Annotated in this window: 13 protein-coding genes and 1 pseudogene; 4 read left to right on the top strand and 10 right to left on the bottom strand. The window is 72.0% G+C overall.

The features are described from left to right. Positions 1 to 73 precede the first annotated feature (73 nt). On the bottom strand, positions 74 to 1,141 hold the full coding sequence (locus tag AB0H83_RS30090; RefSeq protein WP_360100485.1) for an extracellular solute-binding protein: 1,068 nt from the start codon (positions 1,139 to 1,141) through the stop codon (positions 74 to 76). A 28-nt stretch (positions 1,142 to 1,169) separates the two neighbouring features. Then, positions 1,170 to 2,333 (bottom strand): ROK family protein, encoded by a 1,164-nt coding sequence (locus AB0H83_RS30085; protein ID WP_360100482.1) that lies wholly within the window; start codon positions 2,331 to 2,333, stop codon positions 1,170 to 1,172. 475 nt (positions 2,334 to 2,808) lie between these two features. Here AB0H83_RS30085 and AB0H83_RS30080 point away from each other — a divergent pair, with 475 nt between their 5' ends. Beyond that, entirely contained in the window at positions 2,809 to 5,490 is a 2,682-nt protein-coding gene (locus tag AB0H83_RS30080) for a sugar-binding protein (RefSeq protein WP_360100479.1), read from the top strand. 572 nt (positions 5,491 to 6,062) lie between these two features. Here the strand turns inward: AB0H83_RS30080 and AB0H83_RS30075 are convergent. Then, the gene (locus tag AB0H83_RS30075; protein WP_360100476.1) at positions 6,063 to 6,521 is read right to left on the bottom strand and encodes an HPF/RaiA family ribosome-associated protein; all 459 of its coding nucleotides are present in this window, start codon (positions 6,519 to 6,521) and stop codon (positions 6,063 to 6,065) included. A 343-nt stretch (positions 6,522 to 6,864) separates the two neighbouring features. Between AB0H83_RS30075 and AB0H83_RS30070 the strand changes: the two genes are divergently transcribed. Further along, positions 6,865 to 7,881 (top strand): hypothetical protein, encoded by a 1,017-nt coding sequence (locus AB0H83_RS30070; RefSeq protein ID WP_360100473.1) that lies wholly within the window; start codon positions 6,865 to 6,867, stop codon positions 7,879 to 7,881. On the opposite strand, the gene AB0H83_RS30065 is transcribed toward AB0H83_RS30070, so the two are convergent. Together AB0H83_RS30065 and AB0H83_RS30060 are read right to left on the bottom strand one after the other, a co-directional pair. After that, positions 7,878 to 8,093: a LysR substrate-binding domain-containing protein gene (locus AB0H83_RS30065; protein WP_360100470.1), complete on the bottom strand. Its 216-nt coding sequence runs from the start codon at positions 8,091 to 8,093 to the stop codon at positions 7,878 to 7,880. The two genes, AB0H83_RS30070 and AB0H83_RS30065, sit on opposite strands and share 4 nt — an antisense overlap. Before the next feature lie 22 nt (positions 8,094 to 8,115). Continuing rightward, a pseudogene (locus tag AB0H83_RS30060) lies at positions 8,116 to 8,214 on the bottom strand (LysR family transcriptional regulator); the annotation flags it as partial. A gap of 190 nt (positions 8,215 to 8,404) precedes the next feature. On the opposite strand from AB0H83_RS30060, the gene AB0H83_RS30055 reads away from it, so the two are divergent. Further along, on the top strand, positions 8,405 to 9,076 hold the full coding sequence (locus AB0H83_RS30055) for a cyclase family protein (RefSeq protein WP_360100467.1): 672 nt from the start codon (positions 8,405 to 8,407) through the stop codon (positions 9,074 to 9,076). After that, positions 9,073 to 9,348, top strand: coding sequence for a hypothetical protein (locus tag AB0H83_RS30050; RefSeq protein ID WP_360100464.1), 276 nt, complete (start codon positions 9,073 to 9,075; stop codon positions 9,346 to 9,348). Before AB0H83_RS30055 ends, AB0H83_RS30050 begins: the two co-directional genes overlap by 4 nt. On the opposite strand, the gene AB0H83_RS30045 is transcribed toward AB0H83_RS30050, so the two are convergent. The 5 genes from AB0H83_RS30045 to AB0H83_RS30025 form a co-directional block, all read right to left on the bottom strand. Further along, positions 9,309 to 10,679 carry a hypothetical protein gene (locus AB0H83_RS30045; protein WP_360100461.1) on the bottom strand — a complete coding sequence of 457 codons (1,371 nt, stop codon included), beginning with the start codon at positions 10,677 to 10,679 and terminating at the stop codon, positions 9,309 to 9,311. The genes AB0H83_RS30050 and AB0H83_RS30045 overlap by 40 nt on opposite strands. Before the next feature lie 73 nt (positions 10,680 to 10,752). Continuing rightward, entirely contained in the window at positions 10,753 to 14,286 is a 3,534-nt protein-coding gene (gene dnaE / locus AB0H83_RS30040; RefSeq protein ID WP_360100458.1) for a DNA polymerase III subunit alpha, read from the bottom strand. Positions 14,287 to 14,688: 402 nt separating this feature from the next. After that, the gene (locus tag AB0H83_RS30035) at positions 14,689 to 16,974 is read right to left on the bottom strand and encodes a hypothetical protein (protein ID WP_360100455.1); all 2,286 of its coding nucleotides are present in this window, start codon (positions 16,972 to 16,974) and stop codon (positions 14,689 to 14,691) included. Next, positions 16,971 to 18,116 carry a VWA domain-containing protein gene (locus tag AB0H83_RS30030; protein WP_360100624.1) on the bottom strand — a complete coding sequence of 382 codons (1,146 nt, stop codon included), beginning with the start codon at positions 18,114 to 18,116 and terminating at the stop codon, positions 16,971 to 16,973. Before AB0H83_RS30030 ends, AB0H83_RS30035 begins: the two co-directional genes overlap by 4 nt. Positions 18,117 to 18,118: 2 nt before the next feature. Further along, a complete protein-coding gene (locus AB0H83_RS30025) occupies positions 18,119 to 20,656 on the bottom strand; it encodes a DUF5682 family protein (RefSeq protein WP_360100452.1) in 2,538 nt (845 codons plus the stop codon).

The raw sequence follows: 20,656 nt of genomic DNA, 5'->3' as shown, positions 1-20,656 counted from the left end.
CCTGGCGGTCAGCCGGCGCGGAGCATCCGGTGGGCCGGGCCGTCACACCGCGACGGCCCGGCCCGCAGGCTGGTCAGCCCTTGTTCTTGATCTCGGCGTTCCAGTGGGTGATCCACTGGGTCTCGTTCTTGGCGATGACGTCCCAGTCGACGTCCATCGGCTTCAGGTTGAGGTTGGCCAGCCACTGCGGCTGCTCGGAGATCGGCACGGCGGGGATCTGGAAGAAGTCCTTCGCCAGGTTGGCCCGCAGCGCACTGTCGAACAGGAACTCGATGAACGTCTTGGCGCCGTCGGTGTTGCCACCCTTGATCACGGCCACGCCGTCGACGAGCACCGGCGCGCCGGACGCCGGCATCACGTACCCGAACGGCATCTTCGACTGCTCGGCCTGCAGCAGGATGTCCTGCAGGTTCCAGGCGCTCACCACGCCCTGCTCGCGGGACATCTTGACGTACAGGTCCGTCGGGTTGGCGGCGTATTCGCCGGTGTTGGCGTCGAGCTTGCGCAGCCAGTCGTAGCCGGGCTGCGGGTTGCTGCCGTCCTTCGACAGGCGCTGGATCATCGAGGCGTAGATGGACCGCATGGTGCCCGACGCGGCCACGTCCCGGATGATGATCTTGTCTTTCCACTTCGGGTCGATCAGGTCGTCCCAGTCCTTCGGCGCCTGGTCGGCCGGGATCGCCTTGTTGTTGTACATGATGACCTCGGGCAGCAGGATCTCGCCGAACCAGCGGCCCTGCGCGTCCTTGTACCGCGCGTCCATCTGCGCCGCGAAGGACGGCTGCCACGCCTCGAGGAGGCCCTCGCCGGCACCGGAGGAAAGGCCCTGCTGCGTGCCGCCCCACCAGACCGAGCCCTGCGGGTTGGCCTTCTCGGCGCGGGTCCGCTCGAGCACCTCCTGGGCGCCCATGTTGAGCACCTCGACCTTGCCCTTGTACTCCGGGTACTTCGCCTCGAACTTCTCGACGACGAAGTCGGTGACCTTCTTGTCACGGGCGCTGTAGACGACGAACTTCTCCGCCTTCTTCGCCGGGGTGCCCGACGCAGACGCAGCAGGCGAATCGTCGTCTCCGCTACCGCAGCCGGCCAGGCCGGCCACTAAGGTGCCGAGCGCAAGGGTGAGGGCAACGCGACGTCTCATGACTTCCTCCGCATGCAGAAATGGGGTGCTACCGGTGGCTTGTGGTGAGGGAAGGGCCGGGTAGTCGTACCGCGGCCGACAAGGCGTAACTGATCGCGCCGTGCAGTGCCGCCTGGTCTCCGAGCACGGCCCGGCGCACCTCGGTGGGGGCGGGAACCCTGGCGGAGACCAAGTCCTGGATGTATTGCAGTGCCGCGTCGTCGAGCTGCGCCGCCGCACCGCTGAGCAGCACCCGGCCCGGATCGACGACGCAGGCGCAGGAGATGATGAGCCGGGCCCAGGCTTGCAGCACCTCGTTGAGGTAGGTGCGGGCCGCGGCGGAGGTGGACGCGAGCTGGATCAGCTCGCTGACCGGCGCCTCCGGACGCCGGCCGGGATGCAGCGCGACGACCTGCTCCGCGATCGCGTTGGCCGACCAGCGTGCCTCGAAGGGGCCGACACCGCTGTAGGCGCGGCCCACCTCCTGATCCAGCGGGAGGAAACCCACTTCCCCCGCCGCGCCGCTCGCCCCCCGCCGCACCCGGCCGTCGAGGATGAGGCCGGCGCCGATGCCGTCCGCGACGTGCAACAGCAACAGGTCGTCGACGTCCTTCCCGGCGCCGGCCATCCGCTCCCCCGCCGCCATCAGGTTGACGTCGTTGTCGACGACCACCGGCACGCCGAGCTCCTGCTGCACCGACTGGCCGATCGGCCGCGCCTCGACGAGGCCGACCGAAGGTGCCAGCCGGACCGCGCCGTCGGACGACACCCCCGGCACGGCGATCGCGACCCCGCACAGCGAGGGCCGGTGCTCGGCGACCAGCTCCGCCACGAACTGGCAGACCGTCTCGACGACATCGAGGCCGAGGCGGGACGTGCGGTGGGCGATCACCGTGCCGTTGCTGTCGGCGATCTCGCAGGTGATGCGGGGTGGCTCGAGAGAAACCGCGGCCACCAGCTCGGCGCGCGGGTTGAATTCGAGCATCGCGCGGGGCCGCCCGGTCGTGTTGCCGCCCGGGCCGCGCTCGATCAGGTATCCCTCGGCGATCAGGTCGCGCACGAGGGCCGTGAGCGTCGCCGCGGGCAACCCGGTGAGCTCGGCCAGATCGACCCGGGACAGCACGCGCGCCTCCCGGGCAGCCGAGATCACCGACTGGCGCTTGATCTCACGCGACCGCTCCCGGCTGACCGGGCTGATCGGTGCTCTCCCCACGGTGATCACCCTTTCTTACTAGTGCGAAGAAAATCGAGGGTCAAGTCACGGAACGATCTCGAAGGGCCACCCAGGGCCCGTGGGCAGCAGCGCGCCGACCACGGCATGATGGCCGTCCATTCGTATAAACGGACGGTAATGCGGACAGATCACGAAGGCAAATATGGACACATGTGGGCGCATCGCCACTCTGTCCAGCATCGTCGGCAAGTGATTCTTTTTATAGTGAAGAAAATGCCCGCGTGGGTGTTGACAGCACTTTCGGAAGATCCCTAGCGTTACGCCCAACACCCTCCCAGCGCTGACGGGCCTTTCCGGGCACTGCGACACCTCTGCTGACCGTCCATTGTGGACGGTCACTTTGCGCGCGATGGCTCTGTGTTCGCGCACTTATTTTCAAATCCGAATTATCCCCGGGCAACCCGCCAGCGGACCAGGAGTACCCCCGCATCCACCACTCAGGAGGTATGACCCTATGAGATGGCGCGCCAAAACCGTGATCGCCGCGTGCGGTCTGCTACTGATGGGCCTGGCAAGCCCTGTGCAGGCCAAACCGGGCGCACCGATCGACCTGGACATCATGTTCATCGGTGCGCACCCGGACGACGAGGCCGGACAGCTCGGCATGTTCGGGTACTGGAACGAGTACCACAACATGCAGGCCGGGGTCATCACGATGACCCGCGGCGAGGGCGGCGGCAACGCGGTCGGCCTCGAGGAAGGACCCGCGCTCGGCATCCTGCGTGAGGCCGAGGAGCGCAAGGCCGTGGGCTGGGCCGGCGTCAAGCACGTCTACAACCTCGACGCGCTCGACTTCTACTACACCGCGAGCGCGCCGCTGTCCGAGCAGATCTGGGGCTACGAGCGCGCGCTGTCGCGCATCGTGCGGACGATCCGGACCACCAAGCCGGAGGTCATCGTCACGATGAACCCCTCGGCGACGCAGGGCAACCACGGTAACCACCAGGAAGCGGCGATGCTCGCCGTCGAGGCGTTCTACGCCGCGGCGGACCCCAACGCCTTCCCGGAGCAGATCAAGAAGGAAGGGCTGCAGCCCTTCCGGCCCGCCCGTCTCTTCCAGACCGGTGGCAGCGGCACCAGCTCGAACGGCCAGGCCTGCGAGACCACGTTCACGCCGGGACAGTCGACGAACACCATCTTCGGCACCTGGCAGGGCTACGAGTCGGCCCGGTACGACGGCACCCGCTGGAACCAGGTCACCACGTGGGCGCGGCGCGAGTACGTGTCCCAGGGCTGGGGCAACAGCGCGAACCCGCAGAGCAACCCGGCGAACATCGGCTGCAACCGGATCACGATGATCGACAGCCGCACGCCGTACCCGGACCCGAACGTCGGCGGCACCGCCGCGCTGCAGGGCACCAGCATCCGCGCCGAGGGTGGGCTGCCGCTCGGCACCGAGCTGCACGTGCGCTCCGCGTGGGAGGTGCTCGCCGGCCAGTCGTTCGAGGTCAAGACCCACGTGCGGGCGACCCAGGCGATCCCGGGCGCGCAGGTTTCCCTGCAGGCCCCGGACGGCTGGACCGTCACGGGCGACGGCAACATCGGCACCATCACGCCCAACAACAAGGAATCCGTCGCCACGTTCACCGTCACCCCGCCGGCGACGCTGGTGGCCGGCCAGCGGTTCAAGCTCAAGGCGACGATGACCACCCAGAAGGACGGCACCGGGAGCAACACCACGGTGGTCCAGGCCACCGCCCCGGTTCGCGGCACGCTCGAACCGCTGCCGGAGGTCGGTGACTTCCGTGAGTGGACCGAGACCAACCGCGTCCAGTCGCTCGACGCGCTGATCGAGTCGATCCTGAGCATCCCCAGCGGCGGCACCCGGCCGATCCGGGTCGACCTCACCAACCGCAGCAACCAGGTGCAGTCCGGCGCGGTGAAGCTCAACGTGCCCGCCGGCTTCGCCGTGGCCGAGGCGCAGCAGAGCTACAGCGGCCTGCAGCCCGGCACGCGCGGCTCGGTCACGTTCACCGTGACCAACACCGACGCGTCGCTGCCGACCGCCAACCGGGCGCCCAACGACGGGCGCTACCCGGTGCAGATCGAGACCAGCTACGTCGGCGGCAGCGCGGTCGAGGCGGGCGTGCTCAACATCGTGCCGGTCATGAGCATCCCCAAGGCGACGACGGCCCCCGTCGTCGACGGCACGGCGAACCCGGGCGAGTACGGCGGCCAGGTCATCGACATCTCGACCCGCTGGGAGGGCACCGCGACCTCGGCCGCGGACATCTCCGGCAAGGCCCGGCTGACCTACACCGACGACGCGATCTACGCGCTGTTCGAGATCACCGACGACGTGCTCGGCTCGGTGCTGCCGGCGGAAGACTGCAAGCGCCCCCGGCGCAACGACAACATCGAGTTCGGCATCGACCCGCGTGGCGGCTCGGCGAACACCTCCACGGTGTTCAACGTGGCGCTGTTCCCGATCACGAACGACCCGGCGAACGGCAACCCGCCGTGCTTCGCCCGTGAGCGGGACAACCACCAGGGTGGCCCGGAGACCGCGCCCGGCCTGCAGGTCGCGTCCGTCGTCAGCAGCGGCCCCTACACCGGTTACCGCATCGAGGTGAAGGTGCCGTTCAGCGTCCTGCCCGACAACGTGGACGCCTCGAAGATGGGCCTGAACATCCTCGTGAACGACTCCGACACGCAGGACCTGTCGTCGCAGACCCGCGTCGGCTGGTCGACCTGGAGCGGCGTGCGCGCCGACCCGTGGCGCTGGGGCGTCGCCAAGCTCGAGGGTTACCAGACCCAGCCGTCGTCGCCCAAGGCGCCGATCATGCCGGACACCGCGGCGATGAGCGTGAACTCGCCGCAGACTGTCCTGCAGTCGAGCACGGACAAGGTCGCCCCCGGCGGCTGGGCCGCGCTGAGCGACGACACCATCAAGATCAAGGAGGTCACCAAGAAGCAGAACGGCTTCGAGGTCGAGCTCAAGACCCGCCAGGCGGGCACCGCCCGGGTGTTCGTCTGGGACGGCAACGCGATCCTGGCTGAGGCGACGGTCGAGTTCGACCGCAGCGGCTCGCGCGACGTGTGGCTGGCGACCGGCGCCCTGCCGGCCGGCACCACGCTGCTGGTCTCGTACCAGTCCGGTGACGCCACCACCGGCATCGCTCAGCCGCTGAGCTGAGCAACACCACGGAGGGAGGGGTCGGCACCCGCCGCCCCTCCCTTCGTGGTCAGCGCCGCCTGATGTCCGGCGGCGCGCGAGGCTCTCCATGCTCGGCCGCGGCCGCGGGGCCGCGGCTGAGCCGCTCGAAGCCCTCGAACTGCGCAGCAGGCCTGAAACCTGCTCATGGACCTCAGCAACGGTCCAATTCCTGATCCGGGACCGGGATGCCCGGTCCACCGCCGCGACCGTCGAGTGCTCGCCACGTCCTGCCTCCTGTCGCTGCGTCAGCTGACGGCGTGCGACGACTCCCCGCCCGCCCATGGCCAGAAGCCGCCGTCTTCAGGCTGGTCTCAGCTCCGGGCAACCGCCTGCGCAGCGGACGCACCGGCGACGGGCAGGGCAGGCCCGCCACGGCACCGCCTCCAGACATCCACGCAACGACGCAGTGCATTCCGGCCCCTGCGGAGAACAGGCGAGCCGGCCCCCGCCCGCTGGGCGGCAGCCGGGCCGACCCGGCCAGCTCCGGGACACGGAGGCCCGGCCGCCGAGCTGCCGGTGGCCGGGCCGAAGCGCCCGAAGGACGTCCGTGCTCACGCGCCGCGGGCGGCTCCCTCGGCACCGCCGGCGTCCGCGGCGACCGCGGCCTCCTCCAGCGGCGGGGTCAGCTCAGGGGAGATGACGTCGGTAATGGTGTGCTCGCGCAGGTGGCGGTTGCGCCGCGGCTCCTGGCGGGTCTTCGTGTCGTTCAGCCGGCGGCGCAGCTCGTCGCGGACCTCGTTGACGGCCGTGTGCAGGTCCTCCTCCACCGAGGTCGTCACGATCTTCGGGTGGCCGGCGACCCAGCACTCGAGGGTGACCTTCTGCCCGCGGGCACCCCGGTCCTTCACCAGGATCTCCAGGTCGGTGGCGTCGGCGTGGAACGCGGCCAGGCGGCTGTCGAGCGTGGCGAACTGCTCGGCGATCCAGGCCCTGTCCCCCTGGGAGAAGCCGGCGCCGACGCGCAGGCAGTCCTTGATGGTGGCCGGTGCGCTCGTGGCACTTCTCGACATGTCCGAGACCCCTTCCGTTGCTTACCTTGACGATCACCGCATACCCCGCCGCGACCCTCTTCATGTCCCCTAAACCTTCCTAGGAGGCTAGCCTAGCACCTCCGCAACACCGCACCACGCCCCGCAGCACGATGCCCCAGCGCCGTCACAGCGGGTGGGCTGGGGGGTGAAGTCGCAGGTGATTAGGGTTGCCGCGGCCCCGTTCGTAGGCGCTGACCGTGCCGGCGCGGGCCACCGCCGAGCCGTGCGGCAGGGGCCGGGCACCGCATTTCCCGCGGTAGGGGCGACTGTTCCGGCCCGAATCCGTCAGCTCACCCGGCAGGCGGCCGATGGAGGGAACAGTATGTCCAGACCTCCGTGGATCGCCGCCGCCCTCGTGGCGCTCGCGGTCCTTCTGACCCCGACCGTGGTGCTCGGCACGCCCTCACCGGCTGCGGCCAGTGAGGGCGGCGACTCGGCACTGATCAAGAAGCTCGACGAGACCAACCGGGCCTACCTCGACGCGCAGAACGCGCTCGCCGCGTCGCTGGTGCGGCAGAAGGACCTGGCCACACAGCTCGCGGCGGCCGAGCCGAAGTACACCGAGCTGCGCGAGGAGACCCAGTCGCTGTCGGTGGCCGCGTACCAGAACGGTGGCGGGCTGCGCGGCGCGGCGACCCTGCTCAACAGCGGCACGCCCGGGGCGTTCGCCGACCGGGTGAGCACCCTGGAGGTCATCGCCCGGGAGCACGCGGCGAAGCTGCGGCAGGTCGAGGTGCTGCGCGCCGAGCTGGTCAAGACGAAGGCCACCATCGACGCCGAGATCGCCACCCAGCAGGCGAGCATGGCGGTGATGTCGAAGCAGAAGGCCGAGCTGGAGCAGGCCCTCGCCGAGTCGAAGAACGCCGTCGACACGTCCACCACCTGGAGCGGCAACGTGCCGGCCGGTGCCGCGCAGCCCGCCCCGCGCCGGGCCGACGGCTCGTGGCCGGCCGAGTCGTGCGGTGCCGACGACCCGACCACCAAGGGCTGCCTCACCCCGCGGACGCTGCACGCGCTGCAGCAGGTACAGAAGGCGGGGTTCAAGCACTTCGTGTCGTGCTGGCGGGCGCCGGGCGACCCGTACGAGCACCCGAAGGGCCGCGCCTGCGACTTCGCTGCCGACGCCGGCGGCTTCGGCGGGGTCGCCACCGGCTCCTCGAAGGAGTACGGCACGCGGCTGGCCGCCTGGCTGGTGAAGAACGCCTCCGCGCTCGGGGTCATGTACGTGATCTGGTTCAAGCAGATCTGGACCCCGGCGGGCGGCTGGCACGCGTACCACAGCGGACAGGGCGACCCGAGCAGCGACCACACCAACCACGTCCACCTGTCGATCTACTAGCCGGCCCGGGCACGCAACGCGGCCAGCAGCGCCTCCACCGCCGGCAGGGCCGCCCTGCCGGCGGTGACGAGGGCGTCCAGGCGGCGCGCCCCGGCGACCGGCAGGTCGGTCACCCGCAGCCCGTCCGGCGGCACCCCCCGCAGCGCCAGGTCGGGCGCGATCGTGGCGCCGTGACCGGCGGCGACCAGGGCGAGCACCGCGGGGTAGTCCACGCACAGGTGCACCCGCCGCGGGGTGAAGCTGCGCGAGCTGCTGCGACACCGCCGACGGCGTCACGTGCAGCGCGGCGGCGGCGCCGGCGAGGGTGCCGCGGCGGGCGATGGCGGCGAGCACCGCGAGGCGGCGCGGATCCAGGTTCAATGTGCAGCCCAGCTTCAGTGCAACTGTAGGAATTCTCGTTCACACGTTAGCTGTGCTGTCTGCAACGATGCATTGCGTGAGCGGCCGCAGCGCAGCGGAGAGCCGCTCGCCATTGGAACAGTGCTGGCGCCCGTCGGCGCCGGAGCGAAGCGGAGGTGGCGGCGTGAGCCGCTTCATCGAACTCAACCATCCGATCCACGCCGGCCTGGAGACGTATCCGGGCATCCCCGGGCCCGTCATCACCGACTTCCTGTCCCGCGAGGACGCCCGCGGCCGGTACGCGCCCGGCACCGACTTCCAGATCGGCCGCATCGAGCTGATCGCCAACACCGGCACCTACCTCGACACGCCGGCACACCGGTTCGAGGGCCGCGGCGACCTCACCGACGTGCCCCTCGACCGCGTCGCGGACCTGCCCGGCCTGCTCGTCGACGCGACCGGCGAGCGTGGCGTCGGCGCGGCGCTGCTGGCCAAGGCCCTGGGCGACGGCACCGATCTCGCCGGTGCCGCGGTCCTCGTGTGCACGGGCTGGTCCCGGCACTTCGGCACCCCCGCCTACGGCGCCCCCGACGCGCCGTTCCTCACCCGTGACGCCGTCGAGTGGCTGGCGCAGCGGCGCCCGGCGCTGGTCGGGATCGACTCGGTCAACATCGACGACGTCGCCGACCTGACCCGCCCCGCGCACACCGGCCTGCTCGACGCCGGCATCTACGTGGTGGAGCACCTCACCGACCTGGACCGGCTGCCGCTGGACGGGTTCCGGTTCTCGGCGGTGCCGCCGCGCATCGCCGGCATGGGCACGTTCACCGTCCGCGCGTTCGCGGTGCTGTCATGATCGCGCTGATCGGCTGGGCGGGCGCGGCCGGCCTGCTCGCCGCGTACGCGCTGGTCTCCGCGAAACGGATCGCCGGGGACGGCGCGGTGTTCCAGACGCTGAACATCGCCGGCGGCGGCGCCCTCGCGCTGAACTCGGCCGTCAACGGCGCGTGGCCCTCGGCGGTGCTCAACGTGATCTGGGTGGCGATCGGCGCGGTGGCGATCTTCCGGCTGGCCCGGCGCCGATCGCGTCAGAGCCGCCCGGAGTACCAGGGCGCCCTGACCCGGTAGAACACGAACTGTCCCGGCCCCGAGGCGCAGGCCACGTACGTGTGGCTCCAGGTGCAGGTGGAGGGCTCAACGTCGACGTCGCCGAGCTCGCGGGTCGCGCCGTCGTCCGCCTGCACGCCCAGCCAGGGGAAGGCGCCGGCCGGCGGGTCGGTGGGCAGCAGCAGGTAGCTGCCGTCGTCGAGGCGGGCGGGCCGCTGCCCGGGCCAGCGGCGCATCACGTGCCCGGTGTCGTCGAGCAGGACCGCGCCGGTGGCGTCGCGCAGCATGAGCCGCTGCCCGACCGGCAGCAGGGTCCTGGCCCCGTCGATGTCGATGCGGTACTCCACCCGGCCGGTGCGGATGTCCAGCGCGGTCACCCGGCGCGCCTCGACCGCGCAGACGAGCCGCTCGCCGCAGGTGACCAGCTCGCCGAGCTTCGCCTGCTGGTCCGGTGACGTCCAGGTCCACTGGGCCTTGCCGAGCTTCAGGCGGTCGTGGGCGTGGACCCGGTACCCGGTGCCGTTGCCGGCGACGAAGACCTGCTCGGCGTAGGGGTACACGATGTCCTCGGGCCCGGCGACGCCCTGCGCGGTGTCGTCGGGCTTGCCGCTGGACAGGCTGAGCACCTCGACGCCGTCCCCGGCCACCGCCCTGACCAGGTGCGGGTCGACGGTGATCGGCTCGTCGATCGCGGCGCCGTCCAGCGAGGTCGGGACCTGCTGGTGGCTCCAGTTGTCGGTCAGCCAGAACCGGTGCTCGCCGGCCGGCTGGTCGAGGGCGGAGATCTGCTTCTGCGTGCCCACGTCGGTGGTCACGAGCTTGTGGTCCGCCGCACGGTACCGGACGAAATACTTCCCGACGAGCTCCCACCGGTCGTCCCGGTTGACCTCCAGGTTGATGAACGGCACCCCGTTGGAGGCGTTGAGCAGGGTGATCGTGCGCAGGCCGGCGCGGTCGGGGCGGCTCACCACGACGACCGAGCCGCGGGCGTAGGAGAACGACTCGACCCCGGTCAGTGACGTGTTGGTCCAGATCGGCGCGCCAGCCGGCTTCTCGACGTCGACGGCGCGCAGGTGGAAGTGCCCGCCGGCGGCCGGGTGGCCGATGAACGCCCGGTTGCCGTCCAGGAACGCGCGGATGCCGGGCTCGTCGGCGGCGCCCGGGAACGTGACCTCACCGATGCGGGTGAGCCGGTCGAACGCATACGGGTGCTGGTTGAACCGGTAGACGACCGCGCCGGCAGCCACGGCGACGACGAGGACCGCGACCACGGCCGCCGTCCACCGGGCACGCCGCGAGAGCCAGAGCGACCGACGCGGGCGCAGACCGTCGGCGAGCGTGTGCGTCCGCACCCGCCGACCCTACCGCGCCCGCGCCACGCCCTGGATGCGCGGGGTGGACCGCCCCGTGCTCCGCGCGGCCTGATCAGGAGAAGCTGTTGGGGCCCAGCAGCGCCTTGAGGTCGCCTTTGAGCGCGGTCGTCGGGTTGACGTGGTACGGCCCGAGCCGCAGCAGCGTGATCCGCGAGCCGTGGCTGAGCTTCACGTGCACCTCGGCCTTGCCCGGGTGGTTGAGCAGGATCTCCTTGAGCCGGTCGACCAGCGGCGGCGTGCACCGGTTCGCCGGCAGCGACAGCACCACCGGCCGGTTCTCGTCGGCGGCGGTGACGTCGGGCATCGACAGGTCCATCGCCATGAGGCGCGGCGTCTCGTCCCGCCGGTCGACGCGGCCCTTGACCACGACGATCGCGTCCTCGGCGATGTACTGCCCGACCAGCTCGTAGGTGTTGGGGAAGAACAGCGCCTCGACGGCGCCGCCGAGGTCCTCCAGGGTCGCCGACGCCCACGGCTTGCCCTGTTTGGTGATGCGCCGCTGCACGCCGGTGAGCATGCCGGCCAGGGTGATGACGGCGCCGTCGGGGACCGCCCCGTCCTCCGACAGACTGCTGATCGCGGTGTCGGCGGCCTTCGCGAGCACCGACTCCAGCCCGAACAGCGGGTGGTCGGACACGTACAGGCCGAGCATCTCCCGCTCGAAGGTGAGCAGCTCCCGCTTGTCCCACTCGATCTGCGGGATGGCCGCGGTCATGGCCGGCCCGGCGCTGCCGGCGTCGTCGCCGGCGAACGCGTCGCCGAACAGGTCGAACTGGCCGATCGCCTCGTTCTTCTTGATGTCGGCGTACGCGTCGATGGCGTCGGCGTGGATGGCGAGCAGCCCGCGGCGCGGGTGTCCCATCGAGTCGAACGCGCCGGCCTTGATGAGCGACTCGACGGTCTTCTTGTTGCAGGCCACCGCGTCGACCTTGGACAGGAAGTCGTGGAAGTCCTTGTACGGCGCGGCCTGCCGGCACCGCACGATCGCCTCGACGACGTTGTTGCCGACGTTGCGCACGGCGGCGAGGCCGAAGCGGATGTCCTTGCCGACCGGGGTGAACGGGCCCGCGGAGGTGTTGACGTCCGGCGGCAGCACCTCGATGCCCATGCGCCGGCACTCCGACAGGTACAGGGCCATCTTGTCCTTGTCGTCGCCGACGCTGGTCAGCAGTCCGGCCATGTACTCCGCCGGGTAGTTCGCCTTCAGGTACGCCGTCCAGTACGACACGAGCCCGTAGCCGGCCGTGTGCGCCTTGTTGAACGCGTAGTCGGCGAACGGGACGAGCACGTCCCACAGCTTCTTGATCGCCTCGTCGCTGTACCCGTTGGCGCGCATGCCGTCGCGGAACGGCACGAACTCCTTCTCCAGGACCTCTTTCTTCTTCTTGCCCATGGCCCGGCGCAGCAGGTCGGCCTGGCCGAGGGTGTAGCCGGCCAGCTTCTGCGCGGCGCGCTGCACCTGCTCCTGGTAGACGATCAGCCCGTACGTGGGGCCGAGGATCTCCTTGAGCGGCTCCTCCAGCTCCGGGTGGATCGGGGTCATCTCCTGCTGCCCGTTCTTGCGCAGCGCGTAGTTGGTGTGCGAGTTGGCGCCCATCGGGCCCGGCCGGTACAGCGCCAGCACGGCGGAGATGTCCTCGAAGTTGTCGGGCTTCATCAGCCGCAGCAGCGAGCGCATCGGGCCGCCGTCGAGCTGGAACACCCCGAGCGTGTCGCCGCGGGCGAGCAGCTCGTAGGCAGCCTTGTCGTCCAGCGGCAGGCCCAGCAGGTCGAGCTTGATGCCGTGGTTGCGCTCGATGTTCTTGACCGCGTCGTCGATGATCGTCAGGTTGCGCAGGCCGAGGAAGTCCATCTTCAGCAGCCCGAGCGTCTCGCACGTCGGGTAGTCGAACTGCGTGATGATCGCGCCGTCGGCGTCGCGGCGCATCAGCGGCACGTGCTCGATCAGCGGCTCGGCGGACATGATGACGCCGGCGGCGTGCACGCCCGTCTGGCGGATCAGGCCCTCGATGCCCTTCGCCGTCTCGACGACCTTCTTCACGTCGGGGTCGCTGTCGTACAGCGCGCGGAACTCGACCGCCTCGGAGTAGCGCGGGTGGTTGGGGTCGAAGATCCCCGACAGCGGGATGTCCTTGCCCATGACGGCCGGCGGCATCGCCTTGGTGATCCGGTCGCCGACCGCGAACGGGTAGCCCAGGACCCGCGCCGAGTCCTTGATGGCGGCCTTCGCCTTGATCGTGCCGAACGTGGCGATCTGCGCGACCCGGTCCTCGCCCCACTTCTCCGTCACGTACCGGATGACATCGCCGCGCCGGCGCTCGTCGAAGTCGATGTCGATGTCGGGCATCGAGATGCGGTCGGGGTTGAGGAACCGCTCGAAGATCAGCCCGTGCGGCAGCGGGTCGAGGTCGGTGATGCCCATCGCGTACGCGACGAGGCTGCCCGCCGCCGAGCCACGCCCCGGGCCGACCGCGATGCCCTGGTTCTTCGCCCACAGGATGAAGTCGGACACGACCAGGAAGTACGCCGGGAAGCCCATCTTGACGATCATGTCGGCCTCGTAGTCGGCCTGGCGCTGGTGCTCCTCGTCGATCCCGTCCGGGAACCGGCGCGCCATGCCCCGCGCGACCTCGGCCCGGAAGAACGACTCCTCGGTCTCGCCCTCGGGGACCGGGAAGCGCGGCATCAGGTTGCGCTCGACGAACATGCCGTCGATGTCGACCCGCTCCGCCACGACGAGGGTGTTGCGGCACCCCTCCTGCCACAGGTCGGAGCTGTCGACGGCGCGCATCTCGTCGGCGGACTTCAGGTAGTAGCCCGACCCGCCGAACCGGAACCGGTTCGGGTCGTTGATGTTCGCCGCCGTCTGCACGCACAGCAGCACGTCGTGCGCCTCGGCCTGCGACTGGTGCGTGTAGTGCGAGTCGTTGGTCACCACCGGCGGGATGCCCAGCCGCTTGGAGATCTCGGTCAGGCCCTCCCGGACCCGCCGCTCGATGTCCAGCCCGTGGTCCATGACCTCCAGGAAGTAGTTCTCCTTGCCGAAGATCTCCTGGTACTTCGCGGCCGCCTTCAACGCCTCGTCGAACTGGTCGAGGCGCAGCCGGGTCTGCACCTCGCCGGACGGGCAGCCGGTGGTCGCCATCAACCCGTCGGCGTGCTCGGCGATGATCTCCATGTCCATCCGGGGCCACTTGACGAAGTGCCCCTCGATCGACGCCCGCGAGTTGAGCCGGAACAGGTTGTGCAGGCCGGTCTTGTTCCTCGCCCAGATGGTCTTGTGCGTGTACCCGCCGGAGCCGGACACGTCGTCGTCCTTCTGGTCCGGCCGGCCCCACTTGACGCGCTGCTTGTGCAGCCGCGACTCGGGCGCCACGTAGGCCTCCACGCCCAGGATCGGGGTGACCCCGGCGGCCTTGGCCTGCTTGTAGAAGTCGTACGCCCCGTGCATGTTGCCGTGGTCGGTGATCGCGACGGCGGGCATGCCGAGGCGGTTCGCCTCCTTGAACATGTCCTTGAGCCGCGCCGCTCCGTCGAGCATGGAGTACTCGGTGTGCACGTGGAGATGCACGAACGAGTCAGCCATGCTGCGCCCCCTATTTTGCTGTCCCCGATGGTTCCGGCGGGTAGCCTAGCCACCGATCAAGATCGACACGCCGACGAGGCGATGTGATCCCTCTTCCGTCAAGCACAGACCCGGGCAAATCGACAGTGCCAATTTTCGCGACCTGTCCCCCTGTCCCGACAAGTTTCCGCTGCTCATCAACGATCCGTGACGATCACTTCAGCACAGCGCGGTGGCTGCCGGTGCCTGCCGTCGGTGCCTGCCGCCGGGCACCGCCGGCGGGCGGCTGACGGCGCTCGGTGACGGTGCTCGCCATGGGCGCCGCCGGGCCCGGGATCCGGAACTGGACGACGCTCGATGACCGTCTTCATCACCGGGACGCACCGCCTCACGGCACGTTCCTGCGTCGCCGCGGGTGCCCGGTCACTGCAGTTCGAGCGTGACCAGGAGGCGTACGTACGCGTCGACCCACAGGCCCGCCGTCGCGGTGTCCGGGTCGGGTCCGAGGCCGGCCCGCAGCGCACCGACGGCGGCGGCGCAACGGTGCAGGCCGACCCGGGTGAGGGCGTCGCCCGCGTCGCGTAACCGGTCACCGAACGTCGGCGGCAGCATCCGCAGCCCGCGGTGCGGCACCTCGGCCAGCAGGGCCACCGCCGCGTCGACCGCGAGCCGCAGCGGGTCCGCGCCGGGGACGGGTGCGCCGTCGACGCGGAACCCGCTCGCCGGTGCCAGGTCGGGCACGACGACGTCGCCGTCGCCGACCGCGAGGGCGAGCGGTTCGATGAGGATCTCGCCGCTGGCCCTGCTGACGGTGCCCGCGACGGCACGCACGGTCCCGGACAGCGCCGCCGCGATCGCGTCCAGGGCGCCCGGCGCGGCCGCCGAGTGGGTCGCGGTGACCGTCGCGACGCCGCCGGCCGGGTCGGCGACGAGCGCGTCGAGCCGCTGGGCGCCAGGGGCGTACCGCAGCGACCGAACCTCCGCGACCTGCAGGACGCGGACCAGTTCGGCCTCGACACGGGGGCGCACGACCCGCGGCGGCAGCCGGTCCAGCTGCGCGGCGAGGACCCGCAGGTCCCGCACGACGAGGGACTCCGGCAGCGACGTCCACAACCCCTGCGACGGCGTGACGGTCGTCTTCGCGACCCGGCTGGTGGCGAGCCGGACCGTGCGGCTGGCGCTGCGGATCGCGGACTCGGTGACGACGTTGCCGGCCGCGAGCTGCGCGACCGTCGCCCCGCCGAGGCGCCGCCCGCCGATCCCCGCGCTGGTCCCCGCGCCCGCCGCCGCGTCGGGGAACGTCCGGCGCAGCACGAGCACCGTCGCGCTGCCGGCGTGCGCGAAGTAGAGCTCCACCTGCCGGCCGGTGTCGCCCGCCGCGCGGACCCGGCAGCCGAGCCCGTCGAGGCGGGCCCGGCGCATCGGTGTCTCCGCCGCCTCCTGGGTACCGAGGACCCTGGCGCGCAGGCTCGCCCCGCGGTTGGTCACCGCGCGGTGGCGGGCGTGCAGCTCGGCGACGAGCCCGGCGAGCCGTTCGTGGCTGTACGACCCGGCGCGCTGCCCGTACGCGGCGAGCTGCTCCTCCAGATCACCGACGGCGAGCAGCGGCCACCGCAGCCCGGCCCGGTCCAGGCGCTGCCGCACCTCGGCGACCGTGCCGGCGAGGCCGGGTCCGACGTGCGCCGCGCCGGTCAGCAGGACCTCGTCGGCGAGGCGCAGCGCCGCCTCGAGGGACCCGTCGACCGCACCGCCGGCCGTCTCCGGCCCACCGACGTCGACCTGCACGTCCTGCCCGTCCGGGGCCGTGACGTCCGCGACCCGGAACGCCCACACCGCGAGCGCCAGCACGTCGTCGCGGACCCCGGCGACGGCGTCGGTGTGCACGAACCCGAGGTCCCGCGGCACGAGGAACCGCACCGTCGCCGAGCCGAGCTCCACGCGCGGCGCAGGGTCGGCGGCGGTGGGGCGGTGGATGCGGGCGACGTACCCGGCCCGGTGCGCCCGCCGGGCGGCGGCCAGCCGGCGGGTGCCGATCCGGGCCTCGAGCTGCTCGTCGGTGAAGGTGCCCGGCGACCACGCCTCCAATGGGACGGCGGGCTCAGGCCCGGCCGCCTGTGCGTCGCCGCTGCGTGCAACGCCCGTGTTTGTGTCGTCGGCCGTCTGTCCACCGCCCGGTCCCGCGCCGCCGGCCGCCTGCACGCCGCCGGGGCCCGCGCCGCCGGCCGCCGTCTGTGTGGCGCCCGTTCCCGCGTTGCCGGCCCTCTGCGCGCCGCCGCTCTGTGCGACGCCCGGCCCCGCGTTGCCGGCCCTCTGCGCGCCGCCGCTCCGTGCGACGCCCGGCCCCGCGTCGCCGGCCACGCCCGTCGCAGCACCGTCCCCACCCGCGCCGCCGACCGTGGCAACGCCCGTCTGAGCAGCGCCCGTCCCGGCAAGGCCCGTGGTGGCACTGGCCGTCTGGTACGCCAGCACCAGCCCCACCACATGCCGGCACACGCCGGTCGCGCCGCAGGTGCACGTGCCCCGGTCCAGGCCGCCCGGCGGCAGCGCCGTCTCGGGGCCGTCCTGGTACACCCCGCGCACCGTGCCCTCGGCGTCGGCCGTCACCGCGGGCGGCGCGGCCTCCACCTCGCGGGTCGCCCGTTTCACCAGGCCGCGGTTGGTCAGCGCGGCCAGCGCGTCCGGGGTCAGCGCCAGCAGATCCGCTCTCACCGGCCCACCTGCTCCGCCACGAACGCCGCCAGCTCCCCCGGCGTCATCGCGCCGACGGCCGCGCCGGCGTCGGCGAGGCGCTGGCCCATGTCCCGGTCGTACGCGGGATCGGCGTCCTCGTCCAGCGCCGCCAGGCACAGCACCTTCGTGCCCTGGCCGGCAAGGTCCCGGACCAGACGCACCAGGCGCTCGCCGCGGCCGGCTCCCTCGTACAGGTCGCTGATCAGCACCAGGATCGTGCGCCGCGGCTGCTCGATCAGCCCGGCCCCGTAGGCCATCGCCTGCGCGATGTCGGTGCCGCCGCCGAGCTGGACCTTCATCAGCAGCTCGACCGGGTCGTCGACGTCGGCGGTCAGGTCCACCACGGCGGTGTCGAACGCGACCAGGTGCGTCTTGACGCCCGGCAGCCCCCACAGGCACGCCGCGGTGACGGCGGAGTGGATGACGCTGCCGGTCATCGACCCGGACTGGTCGACCAGCAGGATCACCTGCCACCGCTCCAGGTGCCGGCGGGTCCGTGCGACGAAGTAGGCCGTCTCGACGTACACCTTGCGCTCCTGTGGCCGGTAGTGCCTCAGGTTGGCCCGCAGGGTGCGGCGGATGTCGAAGTTGCGGGCCACCTTGAACCGGCTCGCGCTGCGGGACCGCGCCCCGGAGAACGCGTGCCGCACCTGCGTGGCCAGCCGCTCCATCAGTTGCCGCACCACCGTCTCGACAATCCGGCGGGCCAGCAGCAGCACGTCGGGGTTCATCAGGTGTTTCGTGCGCAGGACCGCCTTGAGCAGGGTCGGGTTGGGCTCGATCCGGGCCAGCACCGCAGGGTCGGTGACCACGTCGTGGATCTGGTACCGCTCAACGGCGTCACGCTGCAGCCGCTCGACCGTCTCCTTGGGAAACAGCGTCGTGATCCCGTCGAGCCAGTCGACGGTGGTCACCAGCGACGGGCCGTCACTGCCGTGGCGGGGCTGGCGGATGCCGCGGCGTTCGAGGTCCTCGTCGCGGCCGTACAGCCAGTCGAGTGCCGCGTCCCGCCCGGCGCCGGCGGCGCTGAGCTGCCCGCCGTCCATGACGGACCGGCCCGGCTCGCCGAGGACCAGCCGCCACCGCTCCAGCGCCGCGGCGTCGCTCTCGGGCTCTGAGATCGTCATGCCAGCAGCCCTTCGCGGGTGAGGACCTCGTCGACGCGCGCCTCCAGCTCGGCCGCTGCGGCGGTGAGCACGGGGTCGACGGCGGGTGCCCGCAGCAGCGACCGCCCGGAACCACCCAGCCCGCGGCGGGCGAGCAGGTGCCCGGCGACGGTCTCGCGTTCCCGCGGCGGGAAGTACGCGAACGCCTGCCGCAACGCCGGCAACGCGACCAGGAAATCGGCGTCGCCCATGCCGCTGACGAGGTCGTCGAGCACATCCAGCACCCGCGGCGTGTGCAGCACCTCCTCCCGCGCGACGCCGAACAGCCCGGCGAGCCAGTCACCGACCGTGCCGGGCACCGCAGCGCCGCGAACCGCCCGGACCGGATCATCGACACCGTCGCCGTTGTCGTTGTCGCCGTTGCCTGTGTCGCCGTCGTCGTTGTCGTTGTCGGTGCCGCCGTCGCCGGTGTCGGTGCCGTTGTCGTCGCCGGTGTCGTCGTCGCCGCTGTCTCCGTCGTCGCCCGTGCCGTTGTCGGTGCCGTTGTCGGTGCCGTTGTCGGTGCCGTTGTCGTCGCCGGAGCCGGCCGCGCTGACGGACTCGAGCTCGGCGGCCGGGCCGACGGACCAGCCGAAGCCGTACGCGGCCCCGCGCAGGTCGGGCGGCGCCTCACGGTCAGCGGCCACCCGCCGCATCACGTCCAGCGCGACCTCGCGGTCCAGCCCGAGCCGCCGCCCCGCGTGCACCATCGTGTCCCGCAGGGCGATGATCGCGTCGATGCGGGCGGGTTCCGCCGGGGCGGTGCTGCCGCGTACCCCTTCCGCGAGCCACAACGCCCGGCGCTGCGCGGCGCCGATCACCGTGCCGAGGGGTGCGCTGCCGGCGGTGCCCAGCAACCGGTCGTGCCGCCACAGGGTGAGCACGACCGCGAGCAGGCGGCCGAGCGCGCCCAGGTCGGCGGCGGCGCCGACGGCGGCGTCGAGGTCGCGCAGGACCTGGTCCGACAGCCGGACGGTGCCGCACAACGCGGCGTCGAACAGTGCGTCGGCGAGCCCCGCGACGTCGGCGCCGCGGATGCGTTCGGCCAGCGCGGACGCGGCCGCCTCGGGCAGGGTCGCGCCGTATGCGCCGGCCTCGATCAACGCGACCAGCCGGTGCTCGTGCACGCTGACGTCCCACCGCTCCTCCAGCACCGGCTCGACACCGGTGCGCGGTCCACGCCGCCGGGTGAACCCCGGGATCCCGAGCACCCGCAGGCAGTGCAGCAGCCGGCTGCGGCGCAGGCCGTCGACCTCGGTGAGGGCGAAGGTGACGGTACGCTCACCGCTGAGCCCTTCGCGCTCCAGTTCGGCGTCGGCGTCGTGGACGAGCGGCGGCAGCGGTGTCGACGGGTGCAGCCGGCCGACCCGGGACCCGCTGAGCGCGGCGACCATCTCCACGACGACCGGGTGGGTGCCGGCCCGCAGCCGCCCGCGGGTCGCCCACGGCAGCGGTTCGTCGAGCGCGTCGTGGACGAGCGCCCCGGCGAGTCCGTCCAGGACGTCGGTGCGGCCGGGGTGGTGGTGCCCGCGTACCAGCGCCAGACCGGCCGCGGACGCGGACGCGGCGATGAGGTCCGCCGTCGACGCCCGCTGCCGCCGTTCGCGCAGCCGTGCCACGACGGCGGTGACGAGCTGCTCGGCGGCGTGCCGTGGCCCGCCCTCCCACAGCTGCTGGTAGTACTCCGGCGAGGGCATCCCCGACTGGTACCCGTCGAACGCGTCGAGCCGCCGGAACGAGTACGGCACCAGGTAGCTGCCGCCGACCGCCCCCTCCGGCAGCCGCGGCACCTCCGGCCAGGCGGCACCCTCTCCGGCACCGTCCCCGGCGACGGCGCCCTCCCCGGCGGCGGCACCGCCCCTGGTTCCGGCTTCGGCTTCGGCGGTGAGCCGGATCAGGGCCGGCCGGTGGAAGCCGCCGGTGACCACGACGACGGGCCGGTCCCCCGCGTCGGCGGCCGCCGCGCGGATCCAGCGCGCCATGTACGCCTCCCGGCTCGCGTCGCCGTCGCTCGCCGGGGTCTCGCCGCGCAGCAGGTCGAAGTAGGCGGCGAGACGTTCGGCGAGCCCGTCGTCGGGCGGGATCTCGAACAGGTGGTCCCACAGCGCGTCGACGTTGTCCACGGCGAACTCGACGCACAGCCGGTCGACGACCTCGGCGTAGCGCTGCTCGGCGTCGGCGTAGCGGTTCTCCCGCTCGGCGAGGGCCGGGTCCCACGACGGCAGGTCGATGAACCGGACCTGCGCGCCGGCGCGGTGGCCCTCCTGCAGCGCGACCCACTCAGGGGAGTACGCGCAGAACGGCGCCCACGAGCCGGACTGCCGGTCGTCGTCGCGGTAGCTGCTGAACACCGCGACCGGCAGGTCATGGCCGAGCAGCAGCTCGCCGACCCGGTCGTTCATGTCGGCGGGGCCTTCGACGAGCACGTGCGCGGGCCGCAGCGCCGCGATCGTGCCGGCGACGAGCCTCGCGCAGGCAGGGCTGTGGTGCCGCACGCCGATGAACGTCGTGGTCAT

The organism is Dactylosporangium sp. NPDC050688, from assembly GCF_040654515.1.
In the GTDB taxonomy this organism is placed as follows: Bacteria; Actinomycetota; Actinomycetes; order Mycobacteriales; family Micromonosporaceae; genus Dactylosporangium.
The sequence above is the reverse complement of the archived record's forward strand: the minus strand, read 5'-3'. Positions and strand labels throughout refer to the sequence as shown.